Origin of the sequence: Nocardia sp. JCM 34519.1, from assembly GCF_020361265.1 — a bacterium.
Taxonomy (GTDB): Bacteria; Actinomycetota; Actinomycetes; order Mycobacteriales; family Mycobacteriaceae; genus Nocardia; species Nocardia arthritidis_A.
The window spans coordinates 73,186-89,026 of record NZ_JAIRBR010000008.1; the positions used below are offsets into that span (position 1 = coordinate 73,186).

At 66.2% G+C, this 15,841-nt stretch carries 1 protein-coding gene (cut by a window edge); it reads right to left on the reverse strand.

Annotated features, from left to right (window positions below; all coding sequences use genetic code 11):
- A protein-coding gene (locus LGY53_RS21020; RefSeq protein WP_225728603.1) for a non-ribosomal peptide synthase/polyketide synthase crosses the window boundary here: on the reverse strand, window positions 1–15,841 show its 3' portion. It continues 4,640 nt past the right edge of the window; 15,841 of the gene's 20,481 nt are visible here — the last part of the coding sequence; its start codon lies off the right edge, out of view; its stop codon occupies window positions 1–3.

Consider the following 15,841-nt stretch of genomic DNA (forward strand, 5'->3'; position numbering starts at 1 on the left):
TCATAGGAGGTCGTGCAGGATTCGGCCTACTCGGGCCATATTTTCGGGGCGGTCGAAATCGCCGTGGGCGCAGTCTATTTCGATTATGTCGATATGGCCGGTGACGTGGGGGCGCCAGAGTTGTCGCAGGTCTTCGGTCGAGTCGGCTATTCGGTGGCCGTCGGAGTCGCGGGCGGCGGCGAATATTGTCATGTCGCCTTCGTAGCGGGGGGAGGTGCAGCCCGCCAATAGGGTGCTGTTGTTGAGGAGGACTTTCGTCGCTCGTCCCACCAGCTCCTGGATGACGGGGGATTCGAGTTGTTCGCCGAATCTTTCGGCCGCCCAGACGCGTAGTGCCGCCATGGCTTCGTCTTCCGACACGTCGGGTGGAATCTCCGACGGCACAACGGGTTTGCTGTCGATGATGCCGAGGAATCCGACCGGCATCGCGCGCTCGGCGAGTTGTTGTGCGAGCACATGCGCGACTATTCCGCCGTACGACCAACCGAGCAGGTAGTACGGGCCTTCGTCTTGGAGTGCGCGCATCCGATCGATGTAGTCGTCGATCATCTCCTGGAATGAGGCGGCCAGCGGCCCACCGTCGAGTCCGCGGGACTGGATGGCGTAGACGGGCCGGTCGGGCAGGTGCGGTCCGAGTTGCTGATAGAACCAGCCGAGTCCACCGCCGGGATGCAGACACCACAGCGGTTTTCGCGATCCCGAACGTTTCAGCAGCAGCACCGGATCGAAATCCGTCGCCGAGTCGACACCGTCGTCGAGCCGGGCCGCCAACTGGGCGACGGTAGGAGAATCGAAGATCGCCCGGACCGGAACCTCCGCCCCGAGCACCGCCCGAATCCTGCTGGTGAGACGCGTCGCCAACAGGGAATGCCCGCCCAGGGCGAAGAAGTCGTCATCGACGCCGACCCGGTCGAGCCCGAGGATCTCGGCGAACAGCGCGGCCAGCATCCGCTCCCGCTCACCGACCGGCGCGCGATACGCCACCGACGAGGCGAATTCCGGATCCGGCAACACCTTCCGATCCACTTTCCCGTTCGCGGTCAGCGGCATCGACTCGATCACCATCACCACCGACGGCACCATGAACTCCGGCAACCGCTCGCCCACCCACCGACGCACATCGGCAGACAGCAGCCCAGCCTGTGGGTTGTTGGCGTGGACGGCGGCTGACGACGGCAGGTACACGTCGGTCAGCGGCCCGCTCGCGGTATCGACGAAAACCGCGTCCATACTGCCGTTTTCAGCCGACCAGGTGACCGCGGTGGTGTACCCGTACCGCTCCCCCAGCACATAGACGTCTTCGGGCAGCAGACCCCCACCTGTCCGATCGGCGCCGGTGTCGAGTAATCCTTCGAAGCCGACACCGCTGTTGTCGGTCGGCAACCCTGCCCTGATCCGCCGCGTCGCTTCGACCTCATCGATCAGTCCGGCGTGCGGGATCCCGGTGACACGAATTCCGCCGCGGCGCCTACTTTCCAGGAGCGTGCGCAGCGAATCATGGTCGTGGAATTCGAACTTCGGCACATCGGCGACCGACAGCGCGGTCGAGTCGCGCAGCACGACGTCGTAGCGGTATCGGCTCAACTCATTGACCGCGTACCCGCGCTTGAGTCGAATATCGACGGCCATACCCAAACTCGTGAAATACTCCGGTGCCAGCAACAGCTCCTGCTCCGCCGAGATATCCCGGCGGACTCGGGCACCGACCGCGGCCGGATCATCGCCGCCACCCCGGACGATCTGTACCGCGGTGGTGAACTCCTCCAGCAGAGCCAGATTGCGCACATCGCCGATGAATATCGCACCGCCGGGCACGAGCAGCCCGCGCACCCGCTCGAGCACCTCGCGAAGATAGCCCTGACCGGGGAAATACTGAACAACCGAATTCAAAACGACGGTGTCGAAGTGGTTCTCCGGCAGCCCATCGATATCGTCGGCGGTCCGCACACTCAACGCGACACGGTCGACCCACTCCGCGTCCAGCGCACCCAACCGCTGCCTGAGTGTGGCGATGGTCGTAGCGGAAAAGTCTGTCGCCCAATACTCTTCGCAGTCCGGCGCCAGCTGCGACAACAGCAGCCCCGACCCGACACCGATCTCGAGCACCCGCCGCGGTCGCAGCCCGCGAACCCGCTCCACCGTGGCCGACCGCCACTCCCGCATCTGCTCCAGCGGAATCGGCGCACCGGTATAGCTGCTGTTCCAGCCGCTGAAATCGGCCTCGATGCCACGGTTTTCGGAACCGCTGTACAGGTCGTCATATACCCGGCGCCACTGCCCGACCAACTCGTCGGCGCCGACCACCGGCCCGGACCGGTCGGCGACCACATACCCGATCAACTGCTTACCACCGTCGGTCTCGCGCGCGACCACCACCGCCTGCGACACCGAAGGATGTTGCGCCAGAACAGCTTCCACCTCACCCGGCTCCACCCGGAAACCACGGATCTTCACCTGATCATCGACTCGGCCGACGAATTCCAACTGCCCGCCGGAATCCCACCGCACCACATCACCCGTCCGATACAGCCGACCACCGGCCGGATCGAACGGATCCGCGATGAACCGCGACGCGGTCAATCCCGCCCGCCCCCGATAGCCCCGCCCGAGCTGCGCACCGGCGATATACAACTCACCCGGCACCCCTACCGGCACCGGCATCAACCCCGAATCCAGCACGTACACCCGGACATTGGCCAATGCGGAGCCGATCGGCACCGAGACATCGCCGCTATCGTCGGCGGCCTCGAATACCGTTGCGAACGCCGTGGTTTCGGTCGGCCCGTAACCGTTCATCACTTGAATACCGGCATAATGCGCGTTCAATCTCCGAACCACGGCCGCCGTCAGCTCGGCGCCACCGGCCAGAATCTGCGTCAACGTTCGGAAGGGGTTGTCCGGCAAGGACTCGACATAGTCCAGCAAGGCCGAGAACAGCGGCGGTGTCACGAACATCTTCGTCACCGAGCGCGCCTCGATCAACCGAGTGATCTCCGCCGGATCCGAGCGCTGCTCGTCCGCCAGCACCAGAACGGCGCCGCAGCACAGGGCGGGCCAGATCTCATAGGTCGAGGCATCGAACGCGGTCGAGGAATGCACCAGCATCCGGTCCGCCGCGGCGACCGGCCGCGCCGCGGCGACCAGGTTCACCACGTTACGGTGGGATATCGCAACGCCTTTCGGGATACCGGTAGATCCGGAGGTGTAGATCAGGTACGCCAGATTCTGCGGACGCACCCGATCGCGTACGTCTACAACGACAGTGTCGAGTGCGTCGAGGTAGAGGTGCGGTATCTCGTTGTGGGGCAACACCTTTGCCGTCGCACGGTCGGTTACGACGGACACCGGCGCGGCATCGGCCAAGATGAACGCCAACCGATCCGAGGGATAAGCCGGATCGATCGGCAGATACCCACCACCGGCCCGCAGCACCGCCAGCAACGCCACGATCAACTCCACCGACCTCGGCAGCGCCACCGCGACGATCGTCTCCGGCCCCACCCCACGCGAAACCAGCACCCGCGCCAATCGATCCGCACGAATGTCGAGCTCCCGATACGAGAGCTCGGTCGCACCACAGACCACCGCGGTCGCATCCGGCGTCGCCGCAACCTGTGCTCGGAACAGTCCGACCAGTGTCTGGTTCGAATCGACCGGCACTGCTGTGTCGTTCCAACGATGCAGCACCAACCGACGCTCGTCACCGCCGAGGATATCGAGCGACCCGACCGCACCACTCGGGTCCGAAATCACCTGCCGCAGTACGGATATCAACCGCTCCACCATTGTTTCGACGGTCGACCGATCGAAAAGTTCCGTCGCGTACTCGACGAAGCCGTTCCAGGTGTGTCCACCCGGCGCATCGGCGATATTGAAGAACAGGTCGAATCGCGATGCGGCGATGGACGCCGGATAGGCCTCGAACCCGACGCCCGCCAGTTCGACCGTCGGCATGGTGTTGTTCTGGAACGCCAGCGATACCTGGAACAGCGGATGATGCGCCGCCGAGCGGACCGGGTTGAGCAACTCGACCAACAGCTCGAACGGCGCATCCTGATTCTCGTACGCGGCCAACGCCTTTGCCCTGACCTGGCTCAGGATCTCGGTGAACGATGCGGCCGGAGTCACGCCGGCGCGCAGCACCCAGGTGTTCACGAAGAACCCGACAAGATCGGCCAATGCCTCATCGGTACGCCCCGCGATCGGCGAGCCGATCGGAATGTCCTCGCCCGCACCGAGTTTGAACAACAAGACCGCCAACGCCGACTGCAACACCATCGACACGGTCGCGCCCTCGCGAACCGCCAGCCGCTCCACGGCATTACGAATCTCGGCATCGATATCGAACAACACCATGTCACCGCGATAACTGGCGACGTGTGGGCGCGGCCGATCGGTGGGCAACCGCAACTGCTCCGGCAACCCGTCGAGCTCCCGCCGCCAATAATCGAACTGCCGCGACAAGACGCTCTCGGGATCGGTGGCCGAGCCGAGCCATTCCTGTTGCCACAGCGTGTAATCCACATACTGCACCGGCAGCGGTTTCCATCCCGGCGCACGATTGTCCAGGCGCGCCGTATACGCCAGCGCCAGATCGCGCAGCAGCGGCGTCATCGACCAGCCGTCACCGGCGATGTGGTGCAGCACCAAGACCAGCACGCATTCGTCGTTGTCCGATCGAAAAACGTTGACCCGCAGCGGAATTTCCGTCGACAGATCGAATCCGTACCGCACCGCCGCGGTCACCGCGGCATTCAGCTCGGCGGCCTTCACCGCGGCGACGGTCACCGGCACCTCGACATCCGCGGCGTCGAGCACTCGCTGCACGGGCTCACCGTCGACCTCGGCGAAGATCGTGCGCAAACCCTCGTGCCGCGCAACGACATCGCCGACCGCTGCCGCGAACACCCGCGCGTCGAATACGCCGGTCAACCGCGCGACCAACGGAATGTTGTATGTGGCGGACGGCCCCTCCAACCGATGTACGAACCACAACCGCCGCTGCGCGAATGACAGCGGAACCACCTCCGGCCGTATCCGGGCCGAGAGCGCCGGACGCGCTCGCCCACCCGCATCCAGCCTGGTGGCCAGTTGTGCCACCGTCGGAGCGTCGAAGATGGCCCGGATCGGCACCTCGACCCTGAGTACCATCCGGATCCGGCTCACCAGGCGGGTCGCCAACAAGGAATGGCCGCCCAATTCGAAGAAGCCGTCATCGACGCCGATCCGCTCGCGCCCGAGCACCTCACCGAACAGCTCGGCCAGCACCCGTTCCCGCTCGCCGCTCGGCGCGCGGTACGCCACCGATGACACGAGCTCCGGATCCGGCAGCGCGTCACGATCCACCTTTCCGTTGGCGGTCAACGGAATCGACTCGATCACCAGCACCGCGACCGGCACCATGTACTCCGGCAACCGGTCGGCCACCCACCGGCGCACCTCCCGGCCGTCGACCGCATTACCGTCGGGGACAACGTATCCGACCAGTTGTTTACCGCCCGCCTCGCTCTCACGGGCGACCACCACCGCGTGCGACACCGAAGGATGTTGCGCCAACGCGCTTTCCACCTCACCGGGCTCCACCCGGAAACCACGGATCTTCACTTGGTCGTCGATCCGACCGACAAATTCCAACTGCCCGTCGGCATTCCAACGCACGACATCGCCCGTCCGATACAACCGGCCACCGGCCGGATCGAACGGATCCGCGACGAACCGTGCGGCGGTGAGCCCGGCACGGTCGTGATAGCCGCGGGCCAATTGCGCACCGGCGATGTACAACTCACCGGCGGCCCCGACCGGCACCGGCGCGAGGCGCGAATCGAGCACGAACGCTCGCAGGTTCGCCAACGCGGACCCGATCGGCACCGACTCGTTCTCGAACGCCTTCTGGAAAGACCGGCAGACCGCGAACGTCGTTGTCTCCGTCGGCCCATATCCGTTCATGACGCGCGTCTCGGGACAGGCCCGCACAGCGCGCCGGAGCATCTCCGGCGTCATCTCCTCGCCACCGACCGAAATATGCCGAAGCTCGCCGAGCGCACCCGGATGCTGTTCGACGATCAACTCGAACAGCCGGGTGGTGAAGAAGGCCGCGGTAACCCGTTGTGCGGCAAGCACACCGGCCAACGCCGCGATATCCGTACGTCCCGGGGGCGCGACGATCACCCGGCCACCGCCGAGCAGCGGCACCCATATCTCGTAGGTGGAGGCGTCGAAGGCGACCGAGGAGTGCACCAGCACGCTGTGATGCGCACCGTCGCGCCACCCGGGCTGATTCGCGAAGGCCACCACATTTCGATGGGTGACGGCAACGCCTTTCGGCACGCCGGTGGAACCGGAGGTGTAGATCAGGTAGGCCAGGTTCTGCGGCCGCACCGCGACGGCCCGATCGAGTCCGGGTCCGTCGACGGTATCCGGGTACAGGTGCGGTATCGCATTGTGGGGCAAGAGTTTCGCGGTGGCCCGATCGGTCAGGACGACGACCGGGTCCGCATCGCCGAGTATGAAAGCCAAGCGATCCGAGGGATATGCGGGGTCGATCGGCAGATACGCGCCACCGGCCTTCAGCACCGCGAGCAGCGCGACGATCAATTCCGCCGATCTCGGCAGCGCGACCGCGACCACCGAATCGACATGCACCCCATGCGATATGAGGGTTCGCGCGAGCCGGTCGGACTGGATATCGAGTTCCCGATACGTCGATTCCGCGTCGCCGCAAATGATTGCGATCGCATCCGGATGCGCGCCGACCTGCGCCAGGAACTGTCCGACGACGGTGGTGTCCGGAAATTCGACAGCGGTCGCGTTCCAGCGCCGCAGCACCAGCTCACGTTCGTCGGCGCCGAGGATATCGATCGAGCCCACCGGAATATCCGGATCGGTTACCAGCTGCCGGAATACGCGCGCGAGCCGCTCCGCCAGCGCCGCCACCGTCGACCGCTCGAACATATCGGTGCGATATTCGAGATGCAGGTTCAGGGTGGGACCGGCATTGGCGATCAACGTCACCGCGTAGTGCGACGGCGTATCGGGGCGCAGCTCGGTGATGGTGATGCCGCTCGTGCTCGCGGCCTCGGCGATTCCGTGCCGATCGACGGGGTAGGACTCGAAAGCGACGAGCGTGTCGAACAGGACGTGCACGCCGACGCCCTGGTGGATATCGCTCAACCCGACGTGGTGCTGGTCGAGCAGCGCGACCTGCCGGGCCTGCAGATCGGTCAGCACCTGGGCGATGGTGTCGCGCATACCGAACCGCACCCGCATGGGCACGGTATTGATGAACAGCCCGACCATCGAATCCACGCCCGGCACCGCGGGCGGACGGCCCGATACGGTGGCGCCCGCGATCACATCGCGGCGGCCGGTCGACAGGGCCAGCAGCATTCCCCATGCGCCCTGCACCACGGTGTTCACCGTGACCCCGAGCGCCATGGCGCGCCCGCCGACCGCCGCGACCGTCTCGGCGGTCAGCGGCACCGCGATGCGTTCGACACCGGCCTGCGCGGAATGATCTGTGCCACTCGACTTTCCGAGGCTGTCGGCGAGCAGCGTCGGTTCGTCGACGCCGTCGAGCTCCCGAATCCAGGCCCGCACACCGGAGTTCGAATCCTGCCGGATCAGCCACTTCAGGTAGTCCCGGTAGTCGGGCACCGGTGGCAAGCCCGCGGCATCGCCACCGGAACCGTAGAGCCACAACAGATCGCGGAGCAGCAGCGGCAGCGACCAGCCGTCCAGCAATACGTGATGCGAGGTGAGGATCAGTTCCGAGCGCTGCTCGCCGGTGATCACCAAGGTCAACCGCATCAGCGGCGCGACCGCGAAATCGAAATGCTCGTCCCGTTCCTCGGTCAGCGCCGCGCGCGCCGCAGCGTCCCGGTCGGCCTCCGGGAGCTCACGTAAATCCACTACGCGCCAAGGCAATTCGACATGGTCAACAACCACTTGAATCGGAGCGCCGTGTGCGTCGGCGGCGAAACCCACTCGCAGATTCGGATAGCGGTCGAGCAGACCCTGGCCCGCCGCGCGCAGCCGAGCCGGATCGACCGATCCGGTCAGGCAGAAAACTACCTGCAAGTGGTAGGCGTCGAATCCGCTGTCCGCCAATACCTGATGGAACAGCAGCCCCGACTGCATCGGGGTCAGCGGCCACACATCCACCAGGCCCGGATACCGGTCCTCCAGGACCTCGATCTCGTGCTGTGCCAGTTCCACCAGCGGCAGATCCGACGGCGTCCGACCGCCCGCGCCGGCGGCGGTGGCGTGACGCGCCAACCCGGCCACCGCATTCCGCCACAGCCCGGCCAACTCGGCGACCTCGTCCCGCGCCAATACGCCTGACGGCGCGGCGAATACCGCCCGCAACTCCGGTCCGTCGCCGGTGTCGACGACCATCGCGTTCACGTCGAGCACCGACAGTGCGGGCATGGCCGAAAGCGCCGGATCCATCGGTGTGATCAGCTGCCCGGCATCGACCGCGGGCGTCCAGCCCGTTCCGTGCAGTCGCGGCGGCAACAAATCCGCCGAGGTGAATCGGCCCAGATAATTGAACGCGATCTGCCCGGTCGAAAACTGTTGCAGCACAGGTGCTGTCTCGGAGTTCAAGTAGCGCAGCAGCCCGTAGCCGATACCTTTGTCCGGCAGCGCGCGCAGCTGTTCCTTGATCGATTTGAACAGGGCGCCCGCGATGTCACCGCCCGCGCAAAGTTCATCCCAATCCGCCGCGGTGGCGCGCAATCGCACCGGGTACATGCTGGTGAACCAACCAACCGTATTCGACAGATCGGCACCGGGAACCGTGTCCTCTTCCCGCCCATGACCTTCCAACCGGATCAACACCGAATCCTCGGGCACACCCCGCCACCGCGTCACCGCCGCGGACAGCGCCGCCAACAGCCCGTCCTCGACGCCGCCGTGGAATACCGCGGGCAGCATGGTCAACAGGATCTCCGTCTCGGCCCGCGGAATCTGTATCTGGATGCGCTCGACGGTGGCCAGCACATCGACGGCCGGATCCAACGGCCGCGCACCGAGCATCGGATCCGGCCCGTCGAGAACTGAACGCCACCAAGGCAGTTCAGCCACGCGCTCCGGCTGGGCGGCCGCATCGACAAGCCCGTGCGCCCAACGCCGCATCGACGTCCCCGCCACGGGTCCCGGTGCGACACCCGAGGAGATCGCCTGCCACGCGGATACGAAGTCCGGCAGGAGGATTCGCCAAGACACCCCGTCGACGGCCAGATGATGCGCGACGATCGCCAACCGTCCCGCCCGCTCCGGACCGGCATCGAACCACACGAACCGCACCATCATTCCGGCCGCCGGATCCAATCGGCTCACCGCCGCTTCCAACTCCGCGGCAACCACATCCGCCCCGAAATCGGTCACTTCGACGCGATGCACCAACCGCCAGGCATCGACCGACCCGGCCGGCGCGACCTCCAGCCCAGGGCCGCGCTCGTCGTCGGCCAACCGCGCCCGCAGCACATCGTGACGGTCGAGCACCGCGGTGAGCGTCGCCACCAGGCCTGCCCGATCGATGCCGACCGGCAGATCCAGCACCATCGACTGGCTGAAACGTTCGAAGCCGCCGCCCGATTCGCGCACGAATCGGGCCACCGGCAGCAATGGCAGCCAGCCGACCCCGCCACCGGCCAACTCCCCCAATACCGAATCCACCGCGCGCCCATCGGCCACTGCCGCAAGCGCCGCGACGGTCCTGCGCTCGAACACCTCCCGTGGGCTCACCACAACGCCGAGTGCGCGTGCCCGCGACACCACCTGGATGGAACGGATACTGTCCCCACCCAATTCGAAAAAGTTGTCGTCGATGCCGACCCGGTCCAGCCCGAGCACCTCGGCGAAAATCGTTGCCAGCACCCGTTCCTCGGCGGTGCTCGGCGCCCGGTATTCCGCCGACGACACCAATTCCGGCACCGGCAGCGCCGCGCGATCGATTTTCCCGTTGGCGGTCAACGGGATCGAGTCCAGCACCAGCACCGCGGCGGGCACCATGAAATCGGGCAGCCGCTCGGAGACGAACTCGCGCACCCGCGCACCATCCAGTTCGGCCGAATCGGTCCGGTCCGGGACGACGTATCCGACAAGCTGTTTGCCGCCGCCATCGGCCTCGAGCGCGACGACCACCGCCCTGGATACCGAAGGATGCTGGGCGAGCGCGGTTTCCACCTCACCCGGTTCCACGCGGAACCCGCGGATCTTCACCTGATCGTCGCTGCGGCCGACGAATTCCAACTGCCCGTCGGCATTCCACCGCACCACGTCACCGGTGCGGTACAGCCTGCCACCGGCCGGATCGAACGGATCGGCCACGAACCGCGCCGCGGTCAATCCGGCCTGCCCGCGATAGCCGCGCGCCAATTGCGTGCCTGCCACATACAGCTCACCGGCGATCCCGACCGGCACCGGCGCCAACCACGGATCCAGTACGTACGCCCGGGTATTGGTCACCGGAACACCGATCGGCACCGCGCCGACCACCCCGTCGGGCACGGCCAGCGATGTCACATCGACCGTCGCCTCGGTGGGACCGTACAGATTATCGATCCGCACGCCGCCGCAGGCGGCCTTCAGCGCGTGGACCAGTCCCGCGGTGAGCGTGTCCGCCCCGGTATTCACCTGTGTCAGGCTCCGAAGCGCGTCGCACCGCGACGATTCCGTGTATTCGACCAGCGCGGACAGCAGCGGCGGGGTGGCGAACATCTTTGTCACCGAGCAGGTCTCGACCAGCCGGGTGATCTCGGCCGGGTCCGAACGCCGCTCACTCGCGACAACCAGCGTCGCACCGCCGCACAGCGCGGGCCAGATCTCGTATGTCGAGGCGTCGAAGGCCACCGACGAATGCATCAGCACCCGTTCGCCGGGATCCGCCTGCCACGCCTGAGCGACCAGGTTCACCACGTTGCGGTGGGTGATACCAACACCTTTCGGCACGCCGGTGGAACCCGAGGTGTAGATCAGGTACGCCAAATTCTGTGGCCGCACCGGGACGGTCCGGTCGCTACCGTCCACGTCGTCGATGCCGTCGAGATATAGGAGCGGTATATCGTTGTGCGGCAGTATCTTTGCCGTCTCCGGATCGGTCACGACGACGACCGGGGCGGCGTCGGCCATGACGAAGGCCAGCCGATCCGAGGGGTACGCCGGATCGATCGGCAGATACCCGCCACCGGCCTTCAGCACCGCCACCAGCGCGACCAGCAATTCCGCCGATCTCGGCAATGCGACCGCGACAATCGTATCTGGACCGGCCCCACGCGAAATCAACGCCCGCGCAACCCGATCCGCCCGCGTATCGAGCTCCCGATACGAGAGCTCGACCTCGCCGCAGTGCACCGCGACCGCATCCGGGGTCCGGGCCGCCCGCGCCTCGAACAATCCGACCAGGGTGACGTCCGGGATTTCGACGGTGGTCTCGTTCCACCGGCGCAGCACCAGATCGCGCTCGTCGCCGAGGATATCGATCGATGCCACCGGGATATCCGGGTCGGCCGCCACCTGAGCCAATATTCGCACCAATCGCGTCGACATAGCTTCGACCGCGGGCCGGGTGAACACATCGGTGCGATATTCGAGCCGCAGCGTGAGATCGGGGTCGGCGCCCGCCACGACCGTCAACGGGTAGTGCGTCGGCGCGGTGGACCGCAGATCGGCGATGGCGATACCGCTTGCCGTCACGGCCGCACCGATTCCGGCGCGGTCGACCGGGTAGGACTCGAACCCGATCAGGGTGTCGAACAAGACATTCAGGCCGGTGGCCTGATGAATTTCGCTCAACCCGACATGGTGATGCTCCAGCAGCGCGGCCCGCCGGGCCTGTAGTCCGGTCAAAAGGCCTGCGAGGGTGTCACGGTCGCCGAATCGCACGCGCACCGGCACGGTATTGATGAACAACCCGACCATCGAATCCACTCCGGCTATCGCCGAAGGGCGGCCGGATACGGTGGCACCGGCCAGTACATCGCGGCGGCCGGTCGAAGCCGCGAGCAGGATGCCCCACGCGGCCTGCACGACCGTATTCAGCGTGACACCGAGCTCCCGTGCCCGCCTTGATAATTCCGGGCTTACCAGCGCGGGCAGCGACACATCGACCTGCTCGACGCCCACCGGTGCGGCAGTGCCCGTCCCACCGGCGAGCAACGTCGGTTCCCGGACGCCGTCGAGTTCGTCGAGCCATGCCTGAATGCCGACATGAATGTCCTGTTGGTGCAGCCACTTCAGGAATTCGCGGTAGTCGGCGACCGGCGGCAGTGCCGCGGTGTCACCGCCGGAACCGTAGAGGCGCAGCAGATCCCGGATCAGCAGCGGCAGCGACCAACCGTCGAGCAGTACGTGGTGGGCGGTGAAAACCAGTTCCGACCGTTGCTCCGCCGTCAGCACCAGGGTGAAACGCAGCAGCGGCGGAATCGACGAATCGAAATGCGTATTCCGGTCCTCGATCAGCAGCAGTTCCAGTGCCGCCGCGCGTTCCGACTCGGCCACATCACGCAGATCGACCACTCGCCAAGGCATTTCGATACCGTCTACGACAATTTGCACCGGAGCGCCGTGCGAGTCGGCGGCGAATCCGACCCGCAGATTCGGATAGCGGTCCAGCAGTCCCTGACCGGCGGCGCGCATCCGGGCCGGATCGACGCGGCCGGTCAGGCCGAAAACCACCTGCATGTGATAGGCGTCGAAACCCTTGCCCGCCAACGCCTGATGGAACAGCAAACCCGACTGCATCGCGGTCAGCGGCCAGATCTGCGCCAAGCCCGGATACCGTCGTTCCAGGTCTTCGATCTCCCGCTGTTCCATCGCGACCAGCGGAAGATCCGAAGGGGTCAATCCGCCGGCGCCCGGCCCGGCGGCATGCCGGGCCAATCCCATGGCCGCGTCCCGCCACAACCCGGCCAGTTCCTCGGCCTCGGTAGTCGCCAGCACTCCGGTCGGTGTCGCGAATATCGCTCGCAACACCGGCCCTTCGTCGCCGTCGACGACCATTGTGGTGACATCGAGCGCAGCCAGCGCGGGCAGCGCCGGATCCTGCGCCGCAATGGATTCCGCCTCGGCACGGGCCGGAGTCCACCCGTTGCCTCGCAGACGCTGCGGCATGAGGTCGGCGGAGGTGAACCTGCCGAGATGGTTGAATCCGATCTGTCCCGCCGAAAACTCCCGCAGCACAGCGGATGTCTCGGGATTCAGGTATCGGAGCAAACCGTAACCGATGCCCTTCCCCGGAACCGCGCGCAGCTGTTCCTTGACCGACTTGACCAATGCGCCCGCAGCCTGGCCGCCCGCACGAAGCTCGTCCCACGCCGTTGCGTCCGTGCGCAATCGCACCGGGTACATGCTGGTGAACCAACCAACCGTATTCGACAGATCGGCACCGGGAACCGTGTCCTCTTCCCGCCCATGACCTTCCAACCGGATAAGCACCGAATCCTCGGGCACACCCCGCCACCGCGTCACCGCCGCGGACAGCGCCGCCAACAGCCCATCCTCGACACCACCGTGGAATACCGCGGGCAGCGTGGTCAAAAGCTGCTCGGTCTCGGTCACCGGCAGTTCGACGATCGTGTGGCCGACGGTCGCCATGACATCCACCGCCGGATCCAGCGGCCGCGCACCGAGCATCGGGTCCGGGCCATCGAGAACCGAACGCCACCACGGCAGTTCAGCCACCCGCTCCGGCTGGGCGGCCGCATCGACGAGCCCGTGCGCCCAACGCCGCATCGACGTTCCCGTCACGGGTGCCGGTGCTGCACCCGAGGAGATCTGCTGCCAGGCAGCAGCCAAGTCCGGCAGCAGAATTCGCCAGGACACGCCATCGATCACCAGGTGGTGCGCGACGATCGCCAACCGGCCCGCCCGCTCCGGACCGGCATCGAACCACACGAACCGCACCATCACCCCGGCGGCCGGATCCAATCGGGCGGACACCTGCTCGCCACTCTCCGCGCGAGACAGCAACCGTCCCACGTCGATCGACCCGACCGGCGCGACCTCCAACCCGGGGCCGCGTTCGTCGTCGACCAGTCGCGACCGCAATATGTCATGCCGGTCGATCACCGCTGTCAGGGTGGCCACCAGGCCCGCCCGATCGATACCGACGGGCAGATCGAGCACCATCGTCTGATTGAAATCGTCGAATCCGCCACCCAATTCGCGTACGAATCGCGCGACCGGCAGCAACGGTTGCCAGCCGACCCCGCCGCCCGGCAGCTCATCCAGTTCCGTTTGTGTGCGTTCGACGGCTACGGCCGCCAATGCGGCCACCGTCCGGCATTCGAACACCGCACGGGGACTCACCTCGACGCCCGACGCGCGGGCCCGCGAAACCAACTGGATCGAGCGAATGCTGTCGCCGCCCAGCTCGAAGAAGTTGTCGTCGACGCCCACTCGGGTCAAACCGAGCACCTCGGCGAATACCGTTGCGAGAACTTGCTCGGGGTGGGTACGCGGCGCTCGATACCGTACAGAGGAGGTGAACTCCGGCTCCGGCAGTGCGGCGCGGTCGAGTTTTCCGTTGGCCGTCAACGGCATCGAATCGAGCACCAGCACCATCGCGGGCACCATGAACTCCGGCAAACGCTCGGCCGCGAACCCGCGCACGTCCGCCGCGTCCACCGCGTCGCCGGCCGCTGTCACATAACCGATGAGTTGCTTTGCGCCGGAATCGGTTCCGCGCGCGACGACGACGGCTTGGGAGACCGATGGATGTTGCGCGAGCACGCATTCCACCTCGCCCGGCTCGACCCGGAACCCGCGGATCTTCACCTGGTCGTCGCTGCGACCGACGAATTCCAACTGCCCGTCGGCATTCCACCGCACCACGTCACCCGTGCGATACAACCGGCCACCACACCGATCGAACGGATCCGCGACGAAACGCGACGCGGTGAATCCGGCCCGGCCCCGATAGCCGCGCGCCAATTGCGCACCGGCCACATACAATTCGCCCGCGACACCCACCGGCACCGGTCGCAACCACGAGTCGAGCACGAACACACGGGTATTGAGCACCGGACCACCGATCGGCACCGCACCGGTGGCATCCGCCGCCGCAGCTTGGGCGGTTACGAATACCGTTGTCTCCGTGGGCCCGTAGATATTCGTCAACTGGATATCGGCGTATTTCGCGGTCAATCGCCGGACCACATCGGCCGACAGCTCGGCGCCACCGGCCAGCACCCGCGTCACCGTCCGCAACGGGTGGCCCGGCACCGACTCGATGTGATCCACCAGAGCCGATAGCAATGGCGGGGTGACGAATATCTTCGTCACCGACCACGTCTCGACCAATCGCGTGATCTCCACCGGATCGGAGCGCTGCGCATCCGAGACCACCAGACCGGCGCCATCGCACAGGGCGGGCCAAATCTCATATGTCGAGGCGTCGAACGCGACCGAGGAGTGCACCAGCACGCGATCGTCCGGCCCCGTCGACCGCACCTGAGCGACCAGGTTCGCCAGGTTGCGGTGCGTGACGCCAACACCTTTCGGCACGCCGGTGGAGCCCGAGGTATAGATCACGTACGCCAGGTTGTGCGGGCGCGCCGCGACGCTCCGCTGCGCGGCCGTCCGGTCCGCGACGTCGAGCGAGTCCAGATAAAGGCGCGGTATTTCATTGTCGGGCAGTATCTTCGCGGTAACCGAGTCGGATACCACCACCACCGGCGCGGCATCGGCGAGCATGAAGGCCAGCCGATCCGACGGGTACACCGGATCGATCGGCAGATACGCGCCACCGGCCTTGGAAACCGCGAGCAACGCGACGATCAAATCCACCGATCGCGGCAGGGCGACCGCGACAATGGCCTCCGGACCGACCCCGCGCGAA